The organism is Pseudomonas alcaligenes (assembly GCF_014490745.1).
Taxonomy (GTDB): Bacteria; Pseudomonadota; Gammaproteobacteria; order Pseudomonadales; family Pseudomonadaceae; genus Aquipseudomonas; species Aquipseudomonas alcaligenes_C.
This window is the reverse complement of the sequence record NZ_LZEU01000001.1, coordinates 416,313-435,555: the sequence shown is the minus strand read 5'-3', so window position 1 is coordinate 435,555 and position 19,243 is coordinate 416,313. Positions and strand designations below refer to the sequence as shown.

At 66.5% G+C, this 19,243-nt stretch carries 14 protein-coding genes; all 14 read right to left on the bottom strand.

The features are described from left to right. Positions 1-3 precede the first annotated feature (3 nt). Entirely contained in the window at positions 4-561 is a 558-nt protein-coding gene (locus A9179_RS01950; RefSeq protein WP_187804182.1) for a lipocalin family protein, read from the bottom strand. Positions 562-564: 3 nt separating this feature from the next. Continuing rightward, positions 565-819 (bottom strand): hypothetical protein, encoded by a 255-nt coding sequence (locus tag A9179_RS01945; RefSeq protein WP_187804181.1) that lies wholly within the window; start codon positions 817-819, stop codon positions 565-567. A gap of 70 nt (positions 820-889) precedes the next feature. After that, positions 890-1,489: a DUF924 family protein gene (locus A9179_RS01940; protein WP_187804180.1), complete on the bottom strand. Its 600-nt coding sequence runs from the start codon at positions 1,487-1,489 to the stop codon at positions 890-892. Between the two features lie 3 nt (positions 1,490-1,492). Next, positions 1,493-2,503 (bottom strand): class 1 fructose-bisphosphatase, encoded by a 1,011-nt coding sequence (locus tag A9179_RS01935; protein WP_187804179.1) that lies wholly within the window; start codon positions 2,501-2,503, stop codon positions 1,493-1,495. 130 nt (positions 2,504-2,633) lie between these two features. Beyond that, complete coding sequence (locus A9179_RS01930) at positions 2,634-4,466, bottom strand: autotransporter domain-containing SGNH/GDSL hydrolase family protein (protein WP_187804178.1); 1,833 nt, start codon at positions 4,464-4,466, stop codon at positions 2,634-2,636. A gap of 137 nt (positions 4,467-4,603) precedes the next feature. After that, positions 4,604-5,962, bottom strand: a complete 1,359-nt coding sequence (locus tag A9179_RS01925) for a DUF3999 domain-containing protein (RefSeq protein ID WP_187804177.1) — start codon at positions 5,960-5,962, stop codon at positions 4,604-4,606. After that, positions 5,959-9,558: a DUF2339 domain-containing protein gene (locus tag A9179_RS01920; protein ID WP_187804176.1), complete on the bottom strand. Its 3,600-nt coding sequence runs from the start codon at positions 9,556-9,558 to the stop codon at positions 5,959-5,961. The genes A9179_RS01925 and A9179_RS01920 overlap by 4 nt, the downstream gene beginning before the upstream one ends. Positions 9,559-9,974: 416 nt before the next feature. Beyond that, a complete protein-coding gene (locus tag A9179_RS01915) occupies positions 9,975-11,753 on the bottom strand; it encodes an acyl-CoA dehydrogenase C-terminal domain-containing protein (protein ID WP_187804175.1) in 1,779 nt (592 codons plus the stop codon). 187 nt (positions 11,754-11,940) lie between these two features. Next, positions 11,941-13,734: an acyl-CoA dehydrogenase C-terminal domain-containing protein gene (locus A9179_RS01910; RefSeq protein WP_187804174.1), complete on the bottom strand. Its 1,794-nt coding sequence runs from the start codon at positions 13,732-13,734 to the stop codon at positions 11,941-11,943. A gap of 121 nt (positions 13,735-13,855) precedes the next feature. Then, positions 13,856-15,148, bottom strand: coding sequence for a GGDEF domain-containing protein (locus A9179_RS01905; protein WP_187804173.1), 1,293 nt, complete (start codon positions 15,146-15,148; stop codon positions 13,856-13,858). A gap of 182 nt (positions 15,149-15,330) precedes the next feature. Further along, positions 15,331-17,136, bottom strand: a complete 1,806-nt coding sequence (locus A9179_RS01900) for a phenylacyl-CoA dehydrogenase (protein ID WP_187804172.1) — start codon at positions 17,134-17,136, stop codon at positions 15,331-15,333. A gap of 169 nt (positions 17,137-17,305) precedes the next feature. Continuing rightward, entirely contained in the window at positions 17,306-18,106 is an 801-nt protein-coding gene (locus tag A9179_RS01895) for a putative metalloprotease CJM1_0395 family protein (RefSeq protein ID WP_316851809.1), read from the bottom strand. A gap of 46 nt (positions 18,107-18,152) precedes the next feature. Then, a complete protein-coding gene (locus tag A9179_RS01890; RefSeq protein WP_187804171.1) occupies positions 18,153-18,431 on the bottom strand; it encodes a hypothetical protein in 279 nt (92 codons plus the stop codon). A 97-nt stretch (positions 18,432-18,528) separates the two neighbouring features. Then, positions 18,529-19,215: a dethiobiotin synthase gene (gene bioD / locus A9179_RS01885; protein ID WP_187804170.1), complete on the bottom strand. Its 687-nt coding sequence runs from the start codon at positions 19,213-19,215 to the stop codon at positions 18,529-18,531. Between the last annotated feature and the right edge of the window lie 28 nt (positions 19,216-19,243).

Genomic DNA, 19,243 nt, shown 5'->3' with positions numbered 1-19,243 from the left:
GGGTTACCGATCGATCTGCGCATCCGCTATGCGCCAGATCAGCTCGGCAGTGTCATAACCACGGGCCTTGGCTTGCGCCAGCAGGGTCTCGCGGGTCTGCGCCGACACCTGCGGACTGCGCGACAACAGCCAGAGGTACTCGCGGTTGGGGTTGCCAACCAGGGCGGTCTGGTAGCCGTCATCCAGATAAAGTACCCAGTAGTCGCCCTTGACCGTATCGGGGAAGAGCCGGCTGAACCAGTTATCGAAACGCACCCACAGCTTGTCGGTATGGCCCGCGACCTGAGCCACGGCACTGCCCCTGGCTTCCTGCCACTCGCCTGCGAGCGTACGGCAGCGATTCGTCACGCCAACGCTACCATCGCTCTGCAGCTGGTATTGCGCCTCGGACTGCGCGCAATTGCGCTGGAAGAACATCGGCAAACGCGCCAGCTCGTACCAGGTGCCCTGGTAACGCTGCAGATCAACCTGGCCGGCAGTCTGCGGCGGCGCAAGGGCATCGCCCGCAGCGGCACAGCCACCCAGCACAACGCACAACAGGGATGAGGCAAGCAGGCGCATGGATTACTTCAGGCCCTGGCCGGAAAACATCATCACCTTGTCGCCAGCGAACTGCACACTGATGAAGGTCTTCTGGTCGCCCCAGGTGCAGCTGGTCAGGCCGATCGCCCCGCTGCACTCGGTCGGGCTGCCGAGCAGGCTTTCCACTTCGCCCTTGGCCATGCCGGCTTTGATTTTGGAGTAGTTCTCCTGGTTGATCTTGCTGCAGGCGGCGAGCAGGACACAGGCAGTGAGGACGATGAGATTGCGCAGCGACATGGAGCGACTCCTGGAGAAAAGGGAAAGCCAGAGCTTGGCACAAGCCTCGGGCAGATGCGCCGGTTGGACGTCAGAAGCGTGAGCCAGGTTCCCGCAGGAACGCTTCTTCGTCCGGCGTCGTGGCACGCCCGAGCTGGGCATTGCGGTGGGGGAAGCGGCCGAAGCGGGCGATCACTTCGCGGTGGCGCTGGGCAAACTCGAGAAAGCCGGCGAACAGCTCGCGCTCGGCGGGTTGGGCCTGCTCATGCAGACGGGTGAAGGCGGCCACGGCCTGATCCTGGGCGGCCAGCTCCTCGGCATGTTCCAGCACCAGATAGACGAAGACCTGACGGATCGCCGGCAATTGCCGGTCGAAGCCGCGGGCCAGGCCAGCGCTCAGCAGGCTGCGCGCGCGGGCATCACCGGAGAAAGCCTGGGCCGTACCGCGATGCAGCATGCGCGGCAGCTGGTCAAGCAGCAGAAGTAACGCCAGCCAGCCCTGCGGCTGCTCGGCCCAGGCCTGCAGTTCGCCGGCCAGGGCCTGCTCGCAGCATGCAGCGAAGCGCTGGCGCGCCTGCTCATCCTGCTCGGCGCGGTAGCCGAACCACAGCGCCTGGCGCTGGGCGGCAACCTCGGCGGCACTGGCGGCAGTGCCGAACCACCAGTCCAGCAACGGCTGCCAGGCCGGCATGGCTCAGGCCTGGTGGTAGGCGGTGGCGCGCTCGACTTCTTCCTTCGAGCCGAGGAACACCGCCACGCGCTGGTGCAGGGACTCCGGCTGGATATCGAGAATGCGCTGGGTGCCGTTGGTGGCGGCGCCACCCGCCTGCTCGATGAGCATCGACATCGGGTTGGCCTCGTACATCAGGCGCAGCTTGCCCGGCTTCTCCGGCTCGCGGGCATCGCGCGGATACATGAACAGGCCGCCGCGGGTGAGGATGCGGTGCACGTCGGCCACCATCGAGGCGATCCAGCGCATGTTGTAGTTCTTGCCCAGCGGGCCTTCCTTGCCGGCCAGCAGCTCGGAGACATAGCGCTGCACCGGGGCTTCCCAGTGACGCTGGTTGGACATGTTGATGGCGAACTCGGCGGTGCTGGCCGGTACCTTGATGTTGTCGTGGGTGAGCACGAAGCTGCCCATCTCGCGATCCAGGGTGAAGCCCATCACGCCGTCGCCCAGGGTCAGCATCAGCATGGTCTGCGGGCCGTAGATGGCGTAGCCGGCGGCAACCTGCTCGGTGCCCGGCTGCAGGAAGGCCTGCTCATCGAGGCTGTCGTTCTGAGTCAGGTACTGTGGCGGGCAGCGCAGCACGGAGAAGATGGTGCCGACCGAGACGTTGACGTCGATGTTGCTGGAGCCGTCCAGCGGGTCGAACACCAGCAGGTAGGCGCCTTTCGGGTACTTGCCGGGGATCTGGTAGGCATTGTCCATTTCCTCGGACGCCATGCCGGCCAGGTGACCGCCCCACTCGTTGGCCTCGAGGAGGATCTCGTTGGAGATCACGTCGAGCTTCTTCTGCACCTCACCCTGAACGTTCTCGGTGCCCATGCTGCCAAGCACGCCGCCCAGCGCGCCCTTGGACACGGCATGGCTGATTTCCTTGCACGCGCGCGCGACCACTTCGATGAGGAAGCGCAGATCGGCCGGGGTGTTGTGGCTGCGGGTCTGTTCGATCAGATAGCGGCTGAGGGTGACGCGCGACATGGAGAGGCTCCGGAAGGGAAGTCGAAATCGCGCGCAGTTTAACCGTTTGCAGGCTTTGGCGCCTCTGTCGCATCCGGCAGCGGATGAGAGGCCATGCGACGGCCCCGTTGCGGGGCCGCCGGCAGGTGACTCAGATGTCCAGGGCCAGGGACAGGTTGAGGCCCTGCTGGTCGCTGTCGTCGGCGTTGCGGTAGTTGTAGGCCGCACGCAGGGACAGTTCCGGGGTCAGCTGGTGACGCACGCCCAGGCTGGCGCGCCAGGTGCGGTCGTCCGGGGTGTAGCCCTGCAGGGTGTAGTCGATGGTCGGCAGGCTGCGCAGGGACATGTCGACGTCGCTGCTGTCGTCCTCGTACTCGCGCTCCATCGCCACTTCGCCGAACAGGCGGGTCTGCGCATTGAGGTCGAACAGCCCTTGCAGGCCGGCGCCGAGACGCTTGGAGGTGCGCTTCTGGTCGCCATAGTTGAGCGCCGCCGAGTCCTGGCCGTCCTCGCTGTAGCTGTCCACCTCGACCCGCGCATAGTCGGCACTGAGGAACGGGCTGAGGTGCCAGGCGCTGTCGACGGACTGGGCGATGTCGTAACCGACGCGGCCGCTCAGGCCCCACAGATTGCCGTCGGTGTCGCCCTGTTCGCTGCGGGTGGTCGGGCCCATGTCGAACTTGCGGGTCAGGTCGTCGTAATCGAGGTAGCCGACCGTGGCGGCCAGCTCGCCCCACCAGCGGTTCTGCTGGTACTGGGCGAAGGCGCTGCCCAGGTAGCTCTTCAGGTCGTAGTCGGAGTCGGCATTGCCGGCTTCCAGGCTCTGCTCGTAGTAACCGGCCGCCAGGCCAAAGCGCCAGGCGTCGTCGAAGCGGTAGCTGGTGCCGACATTCAGGCTGTAGCCATTGCCATCGGCATCGCTGGAATAGACGTCATAGCTCTGCCGATGACCACCGGCGTTGATGAACGAACGCCACTGGCCAACCGCCTGCCAACCTTCCCAGTCAGCCTGCCACTGGGCACGCAGCTGATCCTGGTGGCTTTTCAGGGTGCCAAGGCCCATCTCCGGCAGCAGGCTGATTTCCCAGGGCGCCGCCAGCAGCGAGTAGGCGTAGTCGGCAATCAGGGTCTGCCCGGTGATGGTCGGGTGCACGCCGTCGTTGAACAGCAGCTTGGTCGGGTCGGGGTTGCTGCCGTTGATGCCGTAGATGGGGTTCTCGTTGCTGCAGCCGGAGAAGCAAGTACCGATCAGCTGGGCAGTGGTCAGGTTCGTGGCCAACCCATAGCGACCAGGATCGGCCAGTACCTCGGAAAGCATCGCCGGAACGTTCAGTGGGATGACTTCGGCATTCACGCTGGCGAGCTGGCGCACCAGTTCGGCGTTGAAGTCCTGGCCCAGCGCAGAAACGGTGGCAGCCAGACCTGTACCGGAAATAGCTGGTGTCTTGCCCACATCGGGCAACAGCCAGACCATGATGTAGCGCGCCCCGGCTTGTTGTAACGACTCGACACTGTCAACCAGGCGCCCCGCGGCTGCCTGAGCCGTTGCGGTGCTGGTGACCTGTAGCTGCAGGAAGTCGTTGCCACCGCCTGTCAGGTAATAGAGCGCATTGGGATCGGCGCGGAAACCGTTGGCAGCCAGGTAGTTGTTGTTGACTGTCGTCAGGATCTGGTCGGTGCGATAACCACCTACAGCCCAGTTATTACCGCCAGCATTGGCGGCCTGCTGGTCATCTTCGCTGACGCCCAACTGTCCGCCCAGTAGCATCGGCGCAACCGGCCCATAGGCCTCGCCAGCTCCATAGGTAGGCCCGACCCGGTTGGTGAAGCGCACATGGCCATCGGCATCGGTGAACCAGCCCGAGTCACTCAGGCTGTCGCCGAACACGATCATGGTTGAATAAGGAGAGTCGGCCGCTTGTACCGGAAGAGCTGCAGAAGCCAGCAGGCAGGCTGCTGCCAGAGAAGTCAGAACACGCTTCATCGAGAGGTCCTTGTAATTGTTATTGGACGTATGGCGTAACTCGGTGAATCTAGCGTGAATTGTCGACCAATTCACCCTTTTCTTAGCAGATCAACAGGCAAAAGCGGGGATCACGCACGATCCCCGCTACTTTCGGCTCAGCCGTTGTGTGTCGATCCGGGCTTGCGCAGCAGACTGAAGGCCATGCCGCCAAGCAGTGCCACGCCGGCCAGCAGCACCGCCCACAGGCCGATGCGCTGCCAGTCGGTGGCGGGCGCCGCGGCGGCCTGCTGCGTCTGTGCCGGCAGCTCGGCCGGCGCCCGGGCGACGCCCAGGCTGGCCAGGCGGGTCGGCTGATATCCGGGCACCAGCGTGCCCAGCGGCAGCGCCGCCGACTGTCCGTCGGCCTTGCCGATGGCCAGGCTATAAGGTGCCGAGCCACGGGCGAGGAACACCACCTGGCTGGCACGCATGGCCACCTGCAGCTGCGGCTGCTCGGTACCCAGGCCACCGCCACGTGGATCGACCTGCAGACGCAGCTGGCGCACCGGCTGGCCGTACAGCTCGATCTCGTCATGCACCACTTCCTGACCATCCTGGGGCAGGCGATAGAGCAGGCCACGGGTCAGCGCGCGCCACTGCGGACTGCCATCCTGGCGTGCGGACAGGCTGACCGGCGCCAAGGTATTGGCCTGCGGCAGGGCAATCTTCAGGCGCTCCAGCGGCAGACTCAGCGGCAGCTCCCAGCTGTATTCGCCGGGCTTGCCGGATTGCGCCGGCAATGCCGTCGACCACACCAGCGGCGGCTGCCCGGGGGCCTGCTCGATACTCACCGCCTGCGCCGCAAGCAGCGTCGGCGCCTGCTGCGGCGCCAGCCAGAGCAGGCGCAGGTAATGTGCCTTGGCGCCGGGCAACTCGACTTCACGCTGGTCGATGCGCTCGTTGGCGAAGCTCAGGCGGGCGACCTGGCCCTCGCCCCAGCTGCTCCAGTGCTGCAGATCGTCGCTGGCCTCGATGCTGAAACGCTGGAAGCCGTCCTCGGCACTGCTCCAGTCCAGGCGCAGGCGGTGCAGAGGCTGGTCGAAGGCGCTGACATCCAGCAGCCAGCCACGGCGCACCTGCTCCGCGCTGCCCTGAACCTCCGGCGTCACTTCCACCAGGGTGCCCGTGGTGCTGCGCTGCACGCGAATGGCCGGTGCCGCCTGATCCGCCGCGCCCATCAGCGGGAACCACCTGAGCGTGGCCTCCTGTCGCTGCTCGGTCGGCAAGGCGCTGGCCGGGGTCAGGGCATAGGCCAGCGCCTCGCCCTCGGCGTTGAACACCCGCAGATCGCGCAGGTCGGCATGCCTGGCCGCCAGCTGCAAAGCCATCGGCAGCTCCAGGCGATACCAGGGCCCCTCGCCGGACACCTCCAGCGGCACCTGCACGGCATAGTCGGCCGCCTGCTCGGCCTGCGCCCAGGGCGCCAGCAGCAGGGCGGCACCCAGCAACCACCCACAACTCACCCAGCGGCTCATGCATTCACCTGTGCGGATTCAGCCTTGCGCGGCGGCAAGGGAGCGAAATAGCCGACGATCAGCAGCAGCACGCCGACGCCGATAAAGGAAATGATGCGTTCCAGGCCACCGCGGTTACCCAGCTCGACGAAGAACAGCTTGGCCACCACCACGCCGATCAACGCCGCGCCGACCAGCCACAGCTCGCGGCGCCCGCGCAGGTGGCCGACGATCATCAGCGGCAGGGCGATCAGCGTCCAGACGATGGACAGACCGGCCTGCACCAGCATCGAGTCGAGCAGCAGATCCAGCTGGAACGGCACCCCGCCCCAGTGGTGCGCGGTACGGAACACGGCGGCGGTGAACAGGGCGAACAGCGAGATACCCGCCACCAGCTGCGCGCCCTGCTCCACCCGTACCGGGGCCAGCCCCAGTTGCGGCAGGCCGCTGCGCAGCCAGCTGTAGATGGCCAGCAGCACCAGCAGCAGGCCCAGCTCCAACGGGTTGAACAGCGGCAGATAGGGCAGCGGCTCGGCATTGCCGTCGCTGGCGATATTGGCCAGCCAGAACCAGCCGAGCATCAGCGCGGCCAGCGGTGCGGCGGCCAGTACCCGGTACTCGCGCGGATAGCCGGCCACCGGCCAGGGCAACTGGCGCGGCGCCGCCATCAGCAGCAGGTACAGGCTCGGCAAGACCGCCCAGCCCAGCCAGCGCCAGGCGTTGTACTGCTCGGCCAGCAGCATCAGCAGGTAACGCAACTCCAGCGCCAGCACACCGAGGATCAACCAGCAGCCGAGCACATGGGCGGCGCTGCGCACACCGGCCGGCAGCAGCTCGGCGAGACGACGCAGGGACAGCAGGTGCACGGCGAACAGCAGACCCCAGCCGAGCCAGCCGAAATTCGCCGCCGGGTGGTAGGTGGCGTGCGCCAGGTGCAGCAGAATGACCAGGGCCGCCGGCACCAGCAGGCTGCACAACAGCGCCAGACTGCGCCAGTGCAGGCGCCCGGCCAGCCAGCTCCACAGCGCTACGCTGGCCGCCGCCAGGCTCAACAGCGCGGCGCCCTGCCAGGCCGGCTCGACGAAGCGCAGTACCTCGCCACTCAGGGCCAGCACCCACCAGCCGGCACCCCAGGCCAGCAGCAGCTGCGCCAGACGTTGCAGACTCAGGCCATCCAGCGCCCCGGCCTGCTGGCGCAGCAGCACATGGCGCAGGCGCCAGGCGCCGACCTGGGCGGCCAGGGCCAGCACCAGCGGCGTCCAGAAGCCGGCATGGGCCAGCGGGCGCAGCCCCTCACTGGGCAACTGGCCAAGCAACAGCGGGCTGGCAGCGAGGAAGGCAATGCCGCCGACTACCTGCAGCAGCAGACCGAACAGGAAACTGGCGCGCAGCTGCAGACGCAGGCTGAGCCAGAGCACCAGCAGGCCGCTGCCGGCCCACACCGCGCTGGCGCTCTGCCAGGACAGCACGAACAGCGCCGCCAGGTTGAGGAACAGCAGCCCCACCAGCAGCACCAGGGACAGCCCGCGCATCAGCCGGCGATCCTGGCTGACCAGCTTGTCGCGCGCGGCGATCAGCATGCCGGCCACCAGCGCCAAGCCGATCAGCGAGCAGACCAGCAGGCCGCGCCAGCCCGAATCGAGCACGCCGGCGCCATCCGCATCGGCGCCGCGCAGGCGGGCGAGGAACAGCACGCCGCCGAGCAGCTGGATGGCGAAGGCACTGAACAGGAAAGTCCGCGACTGCAGGCGCAGGCCGGCAAACAGGGTCGCCAACCCGGCCAGCGCCCAGGCAATGGCGGTGCCTTCGGCGCCCAGGCACAGCGGCGCGATCAGGTAGAGAAAGCCCAGCCCGGCCGCGGCCAGCAGCTGCGGGGCGCGCCGTTCCCAGGTACGCGGGATACCCTCGGGCGCCTGACGCAGCTGCCAGAAGCTGAACAGCAGCGCCGCCCCAAGCATCAGCGCGCCCAGCGGCGCGCCATCGAGCACCGTGTCACCGGGAATGGAGAAGTCGATGCCGCCGAGGAAAGCCAACGCCGCCGCGAACTGCAGGAACAGGGCGAAGGCGCGCGCCAGCGGCCGTCCCTGGCGCAGGCCGAGCCAGTAGATACCGGCGCCCTCCACCGCCCAGGCAGCGGACGTCCAGCGCGCATCCAGGCCCAGCGGAATGGCCAGGCTGCCGAATACCACGCCCAGCGCCAGGCAGGTTTCCACCAGCAGCAGGGCGCGATCCGCGGTACGTCCGGCGAGCAGGCGCGCCAGCAGCAGGTAGAACAACCCCAGGCCCAGAGCACTGAAGGCCGCGGCGAATTCGATGTGCTGCACCACCGCGTACTGCAGGCCGAAACCCACCAGCGGCGGGCCGAACAGCACGGTGCCGTCGACATAGTCGGCCTTGCCCGCCGACCAGCGCAGCAGCAGCTCACGCTCAAGCGGCGCATCCGCCCCCTCGCGCAGCTTGCGCCGGGCGAACAACAGGCCGATGGCCACGTACATCAGGAAGAACAGGATCAGGAACGGCTCGGTGCTCCACAGCAGCTCCGGCGTGTAGGAGCGCAGCCCCCAGGCGAAGCCGATGCCGAAGGTGCCGAAGAAGCCGACCAGGTTGAGCAGGCGCCAGGCCTTGAACCAGGCGATGGCGAGGATGCCGCCGTTGAGCAGGATGAAGTAGCTGAACAGCGCCACATGGTTGCCGCTGCCGGTGGAGGTGAGGATCGGCGCGGCAAAGCCGCCGAGCGCTGCCGCCACCGCCAGGCCCAGGGCGTTCTGGGTCACCGCGAGGATGGCCGAGAAGGCCGTCACCAGCACCAGCAGGGCCAGGGCCATCTGCGGGTCGAGCAGCGGATGCAGGCGCATGGCGGCGAAGGTGGTCAGGTAGATCACCGCGATGCCGGTACCCTGCAACATCAGTCCGTAGTTCTCGTTGCGCTTGCGCAGCCACCAGCCCAGGCCGAGCAGAACGATGGCGCTGGCCGCCACCCCGGCGTAGCGCAGGGCCACCGGCACCACCATGCCTTCGGTGGCGTAGCGCAGGAGGAAGGCCAGGCCGAGGAACAGCAGCACCACGCCAACCCGCAGCACGGTATTGCCGCCAAGCAGCCAGGCTTGGGCGATATCGATGGCCCGCTCGATTGGCGAAGGCTCGCGCGGTACCTTGACCGCCGGGCGCGGCGGGTTGGGCCGAGGCGTCTGCGGCAGTGGCTCGACCACAGGCCGAGGCTCAGGGGTCGCAGCCTGGGCCACGGGGGCAACGAGCTCCGGCAGCTCCCAGACCAGCTCGTCCTCGGGCGCCGTCTCGGCCGTGGCCGGTGCTGCGGCGGCAGGTGCCGGCGGCTCGACCAGCTCCTCGACCACCGGCGCGACAGGCTCCGGCGCCGCAGACGAAGCGCCCTGCTCCACCTTGAGCAGGCGCTCGTGCATGGCCGTGGTGCCGCGCTCGAAGCGCTCGGCGAAGCCCTTCAGCTCCTTGCGCAACGCCGCGTTCTCGCTCGCCAGCCCGTGCAGGCGCAGCGCCTGGCCCAGCCCCAAACCGATCACGCCGCCAAGCAGCGCGCCGGTGATCGACTCATCGGCCAGCGCACCGAGCACCAGCCCAACCAGCATGAAAATCCATTGCATGCGTTCGTTCCCAAGCCATTGAGGCGAAATCCCTTCCCCGTGCACCTACTGGGGTAACTCGAGTATATCGGCGCACTCGGGGCTACTTCTCAGAGACGTAGGCCAACTGGTGCACAGACACAACGCTTCGCTTGCTCACGATCCGCCCAGCCTGCAGGACGGGGGAACACCGCGACATGGGCAACGCGGGTTTCACCCGCCCTACCCGACATGCCGACCCGGCAAAACACAGGCATAAAAAAGCCCCGCCGAAGCGGGGCTTTCATTTCGACGCCGAATCGGATCGAGGATCTTGCGAGCTAGAGCCAGGCTAGGCGAGGTTGGGTGAAGAAGCGCAGTTCACATCAAGTGAATGAGCATTCTGAACCCAACCTCAACGACGCATGGCCGACGCGCAGCAGATCGTCGGCCGATTCTCAGAACTGCGCAGCGTCCAGCAGGTACAGCGACTCGCTACCGGCCTTGACCGAGGCGGTCAGCGAGTGGATACGCGGCAGCAGGCGGGCGAAGAAGAAACGCGCGGTACCCAGCTTGCTCACGTAGAACTCGTCGTCGCCCTGCTTGGCCAGTGCGGCACGGGCCATCAGCGCCCAGACGTAGGCGTAGGCGGTGTAGCCGAATACCTGCAGGTACTCGACCGAGGCCGCGCCGATTTCGTTCGGGTTGGTCTTGGCCTGGGCGATGACCCAGGCGGTCAGCTCGTCGAGGTTGGCGATGGCGGCTTGCAGCGGCGCGGTGAACTCGCCCAGCGAGGCATCGGCGCTGCCGATAAAGGCCTTCACTTCATCGCTGAAGTGCTTGTAGAAGCTGCCGCCGCTGCCGACGATCTTGCGGCCCATCAGATCCAGCGACTGGATGCCGTTGGTGCCTTCGTAGATCTGGGTGATGCGGCAGTCGCGGATCAGCTGCTCCTGGCCCCACTCGCGGACGAAGCCGTGGCCGCCGAAGATCTGCTGGCCGTGGATGGTGGTTTCCAGGCCCATGTCGGTGAGGAAGGCCTTGGCCACCGGAGTCAGCAGGGCGACCAGTTCTTCGGCGCGCTTGCGGGTGTCCTTGTCTTCGCTGTACTTGGCGGTGTCCAGCTGCATGGCGACATAGCTGGAGAAGGCGCGACCGCCCTCGTTCAGCGCCTTCATGGTCAGCAGCATGCGGCGTACGTCCGGGTGCACGATGATCGGGTCGGCAGCCTTGTCCTTGTTCACCGGGCCGGTCGGGGCGCGGCTCTGGATGCGGTCGCGGGCGTACTCGATGGCGCTCTGGTAGGAACGCTCGCCCAGGGCCAAGCCCTGGATGCCTACGCCCAGACGCTCGTAGTTCATCATGGTGAACATGGCGTTGAGGCCCTTGTTCGGCTCGTCGACGATCCAGCCGGTGGCGCCGTCGAAGTTCATCACGCAGGTGGCCGAAGCCTTGATGCCCATCTTGTGCTCGATCGAGCCGCAGGACAGCGAGTTCTTCTCGCCCAGCGAACCGTCGGCGTTGACCATGACTTTCGGCACCAGGAACAGCGAGATGCCTTTCGGGCCGGCCGGGGCGTCCGGCAGCTTGGCCAGCACCAGGTGGACGATGTTCTCGGTCAGGTCGTGCTCACCGCCGGTGATGAAGATCTTGGTGCCGGTGATCTTGTAGCTGCCGTCGGCCTGCGGTTCGGCCTTGGTGCGGATGATGCCCAGGTCGGTACCGGCGTGCGGCTCGGTCAGGCACATGGAACCGGCCCAGACGCCGGCGTACATGTTCGGCAGGTACTGCTGCTTCAGCTCTTCGCTGGCGTGGTTGAGGATCGACAGGCAGGCGCCAGCGGTCAGCATCGGGTACAGGCCAAAGGACAGGTTGGCCGAGTTGACCATTTCCTCGACCTGGGCGCCGATCACTTTCGGCATGCCCATGCCGCCGAACTCCGGCGCGCCGCCCACGCCAACCCAGCCGCCTTCGGCGTAGGTCTGGTAGGCCGCGGGGAAACCGGCCGGGGTTTTCACCACACCGTTGTTCCAGGAGCAGCCTTCTTCGTCGCCGCTGCGGTTCAGCGGGGCGATCACGCCACCGGTGACCTTGCCGGCTTCTTCGAGGATGGCGGCAGCGGTGTCTTCGTCGACGACTTCGGCCAGGCCTGGCAGCTGGGCCCAGAGTTTGGACACCTCGAAGACTTCATTGAGAACGAAGCGCATGTCGCGCAGGGGAGCTTTGTAATCGGCCATGGAGTAATCCTCGAGCGAAGCAACTGAACGGCCTGATAAAGGCCGGTTGGGGCAGGTACGGCAGTCTAGCCGAACACCTTTTCAGACACATAGGTTCACGTTGCGACCAAATGGTCACGACATAAAACCCTCCCTGATCACGCAAAAGGCCCGCATGGGGCGGGCCTTTGCGGGCACTGACCGATGGTCAGGCGAGGAACTGCTCGGCCGGCATGCGCATCAGGCATTCGCTGCCGGCATCCGCCGCCGCCAGGTGAGCCGCCGCACGCGGCAACAGGCGCCGGTAGTAGAAGTCGCAGGTGGCCAGCTTGGCCTGGTAGAAGCCGACCTCGGCGGTGCCCGCATCCAGCTGCGCCTGGGCCACCACGGCCATGCGCGCCCAGAAGTAGGCGAGCACCACGTAGCCCGAGTACATCAGGTAGTCGACCGAGGCGGCGCCCACTTCGTCCGGGTTCTTCAGCGCCGCCATGCCGACGCGCTGGGTCAGCTCGCCCCACTGGCGATTGAGCTGCGCCAGCTCGGCCACCTGCGCCTTGAGCTGCGGGTGCTCGGCCTGGGCCTGGCAGAACTTGTGGACGATCCTGGTGAAGCCGCCGAGCAGCTTGCCCTGGCTACCGAGCACCTTGCGCCCGAGCAGGTCGAGGGCCTGGATGCCGTTGGTGCCTTCGTAGATCGGCGCGATGCGGCAATCACGCATCAGCTGCTCCATGCCCCACTCACGGATGTAGCCGTGGCCGCCGAACACCTGCATGCCCAGGCTGGTGACCTCCAGGCCGGTGTCGGTCATGAACGCCTTGCAGATCGGCGTGAGCAGGCTCAGCAGGTTTTCCGCGGCCGCCGCTTCCTCGGCATCCGGGCTGTGGCTGAGGTCGAGCAGCTGCGCGGTGAAGTAGGCCAGGGCACGGTTGCCTTCGTTGAACGCGCGCATGGTCAGCAGCATGCGGCGCACGTCGGGGTGCACGATGATCGGGTCGGCCGGTTTGTCCGGCGCCTTCGGCCCGGTCAGGGCGCGCATCTGCAGGCGGTCGTGGGCATAGCGCACGGCGCCCTGGTAGCTCGCCTCACCGTTGCACAGACCCTGCATGCCGGTGCCCAGGCGCGCGTGGTTCATCATGGTGAACATGCAGTTGAGGCCCTTGTTGGCGCCCCCGATCAGGTAGCCCTTGGCCTCGTCGAAGTTCATCACGCAGGTGGCCGAGGCCTTGATGCCCATCTTGTGCTCGATCGAGCCGCAGGACACGGCGTTGCGCGTACCCACCGAGCCGTCGGCGTTGACGTTGAACTTGGGCACGATGAACAGCGAGATGCCCTTGGTGCCGGCCGGCGCATCGGGCAGCTTGGCCAGCACCAGGTGCACGATGTTCTCGCTCATGTCGTGCTCGCCGGCGGAGATGAAGATCTTGGTGCCGGAGATCGCGTAGCTGCCATCGGCCTGGGGCACGGCGCGGGTCTTGATGATTCCGAGGTCGGTGCCGCAGTGCGGCTCGGTCAGGCACATGGTGCCGGTCCAGGTGCCGGCGGTGAGTTTGGTCAGGTAGGTCTGCTTCTGCTCTTCGCTGCCGTGGGCATGGATGGCCGACATGGCGCCCTGGGTCAGGCCCGGGTACATGGCCCAGGAGGTGTTGGCCGAGCTGACCATTTCCGCGATCAGCAGGCCGAGCGAATGCGGCAGGCCCTGGCCACCGTAGGTGGCATCGGCCGAGAGGCCGTTCCAGCCACCTTCGACATACTGGGCGAAGGCTTCCTTGAAGCCCTTGGGCGTGGTCACCACACCGTCCTGCCACACCGCGCCTTCCTCGTCGCCGCTGCGGTTCAGCGGCGCCAGCACCTGCTCGCAGAACTTGGCGCCCTCTTCGAGGATGGCGCTGACCATGTCCGGCGTCGCATCAGTGGCGCCGATGGCCTGGTAGGTAGCGGGGAAATCGAAGACTTCATCGACCAGAAAACGCACGTCGCGCAGGGGGGCTTTGTAGTCGGGCATGGCAGGATCTCCGCAAGGTCACGCGCCACGGCGGCACGGCTGATGGAGCGACCCTACTGCCCCGCTGAGGCGGCGGACAACGACGTTACGCGCGCTGAATGCAGCGCCATAACCTGACCATTTACGCGCTTTCGGTCTTCACCCGCACCGCACCGCGGCGGTTCTCACCCTGGGCCACCACGCAGTTGCGCCCGGCCTTCTTGGCCGCGTAGAGCGCCTTGTCGGCATTGCGGATCACCTCGTCGGCGCCGCGCTGATGGGCTTCACGCTCGGCCACGCCGATGCTGATGGTCACCGACACGCTGCCGCTCGCCGCACTCTTGCGCCGCTGGCGGCCCTGCTTGTCGTCCTTGGGCCGCTGCTGCTTGTCGCGCAGCTGCAGGGCATAGCCCTCCACCGCAACGCGCACGGCCTCCAGGTGCGGACGGCACTCCTCGATGCTCTTGCCGGGGAACACCAGGGTGAATTCCTCGCCGCCATAGCGGTAAGCCTTGCCGCCGCCGGTGACCTTGCGCAGGCGGCTGGCCACCAGCTTGAGCACCTGGTCGCCGACATCGTGACCATGGGTGTCGTTGAATTTCTTGAAGTGGTCGACGTCGGCCATGGCGATCACATAGTTGCGCCCCAGGCGCTCCAGGCGATCATTCAGCGCGCGGCGTCCCGGCAGACCGGTAAGCTCGTCGCGGAAGGCCATCTGGTAGGCCTCGTGGGCCACCGCGGCGACCACCACCAGCATGCACAGGCTGCTCATCACCTGCAGCGCATGGGGCAACAGGAAGGTCTTGGGCAGCATCCACAGCAGGCCACACAGGCTCAGCAACAGGGCCGCATGCACCGGCCGCGGCTGGCGCAGGTACTGCACCAGCAACAGCCCAAACGCCAGCAGGAACAGGGGGTAGGCCGGCTGGATCAGGCTCATCCACTGGGCATGCCAGAGCGGCCATTGCAGGTCGCTCAGCCAGGCCTGCAGTTCCTGCGGATAACGCCGCGCCAGGGCCAGGGCGGTACTGCCCAGAGCCAGCAGCACGGCGGCGCGCGCCACCAGATCCTGCACCAGATGGCTGCGCTCGCGCCAGGCGGCGTACAGGCCATAAAGCAGCGGCAGCAGCAGGCTGCACAGGTGGAACACCAGCACCGCGTCGTCGCGCACCTTGCCGGCGGCACGGTAGTAGTCGGTCTGGGTATCCAACAGGAAATAGCCGAGGTACACCGCCACCAGCACCGACAGCTCGCGCTGGCGGCCGTAGACCACGCAGAAGGCGCCGCCGAGCAGCAGCACCAAGGTCGGCAGCACGTTGAACAGCGACAGGAAGAATTCGTTGAGGGTCGTCAGCCGAGCCACCAGCACGCCGGCGACGAGCAGCAGCAGCGTCGGCAGGAAATGGCTGAGGCGCATGGCGGCGAAGTTGGGCACGGCAGGTTCTCCACTCCGGCTGGGCAGGACGACGGGATGCGGCATTTTGCCCGGATGTGGCGTGCGGATCATCCGCATTTGCGTATAAAAGCCCTTATCAGGCGACCAACTGCCTTATTTCGGACGAAAAAAAACCGCGACCCGAGGGCCGCGGTTTCTCTGACCTGAGGTCGGACTTGGGCTTAGTAGCCCAGGGCGAAGTCTTCTTCGGCCATGTCCATCAGGTTGTTGGCGCCGGACAGCATGGTGGCGACATGGGTACGGGTACGCGGCAGGATGCGCTCGAAGTAGAAGCGTGCGGTCTGCAGCTTGGCTTTGTAGAAAGCCTCGTCCTCGGTACCGGCAGCGATCTTCTCGGCAGCCAGGCGCGCCATGTCGGCCCAGAAGTAGGCCAGGCAGGCATAACCGGAGTACATCAGGTAGTCCACGGAAGCGGCACCCACTTCTTCGCGATCCTTCATGGCAGCCATGCCCACTTTCATGGTCAGGTCGCCCCACTCCTTGTTCAGTTGAGCCAGCGGTGCAACCAGGCCTTTGATGGCTTCGTTGGCTTCGTTGGCCTGGCAGAACTTGTGCACGATCTTGGTGAAGCCTTTGAGGGCTTCGCCCTGGGTCATCAGCACTTTACGACCCAGCAGGTCGAGGGCCTGGACGCCGGTGGTGCCTTCGTACAGGCAGGAGATACGGCTGTCACGCACGTTCTGCTCCATGCCCCACTCGGCGATGAAGCCGTGGCCACCGTAGATCTGCACACCGTGGTTGGCGGCTTCGAAGCCGACTTCGGTCATGAACGCCTTGGCGATCGGAGTGAGGAAGGCCAGCATCGCGTCAGCGGCTTTCTTCTCTTCTTCGTTCTGGCTGTACTTGACGATGTCGACCTGCTTGGCGGTGAAGTACACCATCGCACGGTTGCCTTCAGCGAAGGCTTTCATGGTCAGCAGCATGCGACGCACGTCCGGGTGGACGATGATCGGGTCAGCGGCCTTGTCCGGCGCTTTCGGGCCGGTCAGGGAACGCATCTGCAGACGCTCGCGGGCGTACTTGATGCCGCCCTGGAAGGCGATTTCGGCGTGGGCCAGGCCCTGCAGAGCGGTACCCAGGCGAGCAGTGTTCATGAAGGTGAACATGCAGTTCAGGCCTTTGTTGGCCGGGCCGATCAGGTAGCCGGTAGCGCCGTCGAAGTTCATCACGCAGGTGGCGTTGCCGTGGATACCCATCTTGTGCTCGATCGAGCCACAGGAAACGGCGTTGCGCGAACCAACGGAACCGTCGGCGTTGACGTTGAACTTCGGCACGATGAACAGCGAGATGCCCTTGGTGCCTTGCGGGGCGTCGGGCAGGCGGGCCAGCACGATGTGGACGATGTTATCGACCATGTCGTGTTCGCCGGCGGAGATGAAGATCTTGGTGCCGGATACCTTGTAGGAGCCATCAGCCTGCGGCTCGGCCTTGGTACGCAGCATGCCCAGGTCGGTACCGCAGTGCGGCTCGGTCAGGCACATGGTGCCGGTCCACTCGCCGGATACCAGCTTGGTCAGGTAGGTGTGCTTCTGCTCGTCGGTACCGTGGGCTTCGATGGTGTTCATCGCGCCATGGGACAGACCCGGGTACATGCCCCAGGACCAGTTGGCTTCACCGACCATCTCGCTCAGGGCCAGGCCCAGGGACTCCGGCAGGCCTTGGCCACCGTGGTCGACGTGGTGAGCCAGGCTCGGCCAGCCACCTTCGACGAACTGCTGGTAGGCCTCTTTGAAGCCAGTCGGGGTCTTAACGCCGGACTCGCTCCAGGTGCAGCCTTCGAGGTCACCCACACGGTTGAGGGGGGCGATTACCTGCTCACAGAACTTGGCGCCTTCTTCCAGGATGGCACTGACCATGTCCGGGGTGGCGTCTTGGCAGCCAGGCAGGCTCTGATAGTGCGCTTCGTAGCCGAGCAGTTCGTCACGAACGAAGCGGATATCACGCAAGGGGGCCTTGTACTCAGGCATAGCGGTAAACCTCTACGGTGGATTCCTTAGTGTTTATTTGACCGGTTCAGACACGGTCGTTTGCGGGATTTCTCCCATAGCCCGGCAGCCATAGCTGGCGCAGCAATCAAACAGGCGTTTGAAACATACGTTTACGCCCTACCCTTGTCAAGCACCCGCCCGCGACCGCTCAGGCGAGCAGATCGACTGCCGCGACGGGCTCCTGCAACTGGGCCAGGTTGCGGTACAGATCAAGACTAGGCGCTGGCGCGGCGGACTGCTGGCTGGCGTCTTCTTCTTCGCTGGCAGCCTGCTCCTCACGCTGCGCCTCGTTGCGCGCACGGCGCTCCTCGAGGACGGCGGCCGCTTCATCACGATTGCGCTGGACGATCTCGCCGCGTGCCACGCCGGCCTGGGCCGCGGCCTGGGCCGCGATCCGGCGATCCTGGGCGGAGGGGTCGGCCGGCGCCAGCGCCGCGCGCTGTACCACTTCCATCTTGCGCAGGGTGGCTTCGGGGTCGTTGGGGATCGGGCTGACATCGACGCTGACCTCGCCGCCCACGGCATAGGAGCGCCCGTCCGGGCCACGCTTGAGGCTGTAGGTCGGCGAACCGGCATAGGCACCGCCGACAGCCGAATGCGCCTGTTCGTGGGCCCGTACCTCGCGGTCGCGCCCAGCCAGCTCGGCAATGTCCAGCTGCTCCTGGCGCTGCTGCTGCGCCTGGCTGGCAGCCGAGGGTTCGTCCGCTTCGGCGTCTTCACTGGCTGTGGAAGAGGTGGGGGTTGCCGAGTCGGCAGGCTGTTCGCGCTCGTCGCGCAATTGCGCCGACTGTCCCGGGGTAACGGCGGCACCGGCAACGGAAGCGGCATCGGGCATGGCACCGCGCCGGTTGGCCAGTGCAGCAACAGATTCATCGGACGAAAGGGTGCGTGCCGACTGCGCGGACGGCAAGGGCGCGACATAAGGCGTGGCGCTGCCGATCTGCATCATCTTCCTCCTCGCCCTCCTGGCGGGCGAGTCCCGGATAGACGCGCCGTCAGGCGCGGGTATCGATCAGGGTGCCCAGAACTTCGTCGGCCGTCTCGACCACTTTGGCACCGGCCTGCGCCTCGACCTTGCCAACCTGCAGGGCCACCAGGCTCTGCGCCAGGTCGGCCTGCACATCACGACCGAAGGCCGGGGCCTGGGCGGCCTCGCTCGGTTCCTGGGGCGTCACGGCAGCCCCGGCAATCTCGCCGGCCGCCTGATCGACACGGCGCTGCCCCGCCTGGATGGCGTTCAGGCCCGAGTTGAAGGCACTAGCGGTGATTTCCATACAACGACTCCCGACAGGGACGGACTGACGCTGTTCATTGAAGCAGAAAATGCTCAAAAAACGTACAAGCAAAAGGCTATGGCCGACTACCGGCTTATTACTCCCTGCCGAGCGGTGCCAGTTGCAGGTAGGCCGCTACCGCCGCCGGGCTCGCCTCGGCCAGGCGCGGCACCTGTCCCAGGCAGGGGGCTGGCAGGCGCTCGGCCAGGGTCGCCAGGTTTTCCTGCAGGCGCGAGGTGTGCGGGTCGACGATATTCGCCACCCAGCCGGCCAGGTGCAAACCGTCGCGGATGACCGCCTCGGCGCTGAGCACAGCATGGTTGATGCAGCCCAGGCGCACGCCGACTACCAGGATCACCGGCAGATTCAGCGCCACGGCCAGGTCGGAGAGGCTCTCGTCGCCGGCCAGCGGCACGCGCCAGCCGCCGGCGCCTTCCACCAGGGTGAAGTCGGCCGCCTTGTCCAGCACCCGCCGTACCGCCGGCAGCAGGTGCGCCACATCCAGCTCGACGCCAGCCTCGCGCGCGGCCAGGTGCGGGGCGATGGCCGGCGCGAAGGCGAACGGGTTGACCTCGGCGTAGCCCAAGGTCAGCGAGCACTGGCCGAGCAGGGCCAGGGCGTCGTCGTTGCGCAGGCCGGCAGGCGTCTGCACGCAGCCCGAGGCCACCGGCTTGGCCGCCGCCGTGCTCAGGCCGGCCAGCCGCGCCTTGTGCAGCAGGCCGGCGGCGATGGTGGTCTTGCCGATTTCAGTGTCCGTACCGGTGACGAAATAGGCCTGGTTCATGGGGAGGAGTTCCGTGGTGGCGAGCCGG

Bases quoted from the DNA above. Each gene is read 5' to 3' on its own strand.
- A9179_RS01935 (WP_187804179.1), bottom strand. From the start codon at position 2,503: ATGTCGCGCGTCACCCTCAGCCGCTATCTGATCGAACAGACCCGCAGC.
- A9179_RS01930 (WP_187804178.1), bottom strand. From the start codon at position 4,466: ATGAAGCGTGTTCTGACTTCTCTGGCAGCAGCCTGCCTGCTGGCTTCT.
- A9179_RS01895 (WP_316851809.1), bottom strand. From the start codon at position 18,106: ATGATGCAGATCGGCAGCGCCACGCCTTATGTCGCGCCCTTGCCGTCC.
- A9179_RS01940 (WP_187804180.1), bottom strand. From the start codon at position 1,489: ATGCCGGCCTGGCAGCCGTTGCTGGACTGGTGGTTCGGCACTGCCGCC.
- A9179_RS01925 (WP_187804177.1), bottom strand. From the start codon at position 5,962: ATGAGCCGCTGGGTGAGTTGTGGGTGGTTGCTGGGTGCCGCCCTGCTG.
- A9179_RS01945 (WP_187804181.1), bottom strand. From the start codon at position 819: ATGTCGCTGCGCAATCTCATCGTCCTCACTGCCTGTGTCCTGCTCGCC.
- bioD (WP_187804170.1), bottom strand. From the start codon at position 19,215: ATGAACCAGGCCTATTTCGTCACCGGTACGGACACTGAAATCGGCAAG.
- A9179_RS01920 (WP_187804176.1), bottom strand. From the start codon at position 9,558: ATGCAATGGATTTTCATGCTGGTTGGGCTGGTGCTCGGTGCGCTGGCC.
- A9179_RS01910 (WP_187804174.1), bottom strand. From the start codon at position 13,734: ATGCCCGACTACAAAGCCCCCCTGCGCGACGTGCGTTTTCTGGTCGAT.
- A9179_RS01950 (WP_187804182.1), bottom strand. From the start codon at position 561: ATGCGCCTGCTTGCCTCATCCCTGTTGTGCGTTGTGCTGGGTGGCTGT.
- A9179_RS01915 (WP_187804175.1), bottom strand. From the start codon at position 11,753: ATGGCCGATTACAAAGCTCCCCTGCGCGACATGCGCTTCGTTCTCAAT.
- A9179_RS01900 (WP_187804172.1), bottom strand. From the start codon at position 17,136: ATGCCTGAGTACAAGGCCCCCTTGCGTGATATCCGCTTCGTTCGTGAC.
- A9179_RS01890 (WP_187804171.1), bottom strand. From the start codon at position 18,431: ATGGAAATCACCGCTAGTGCCTTCAACTCGGGCCTGAACGCCATCCAG.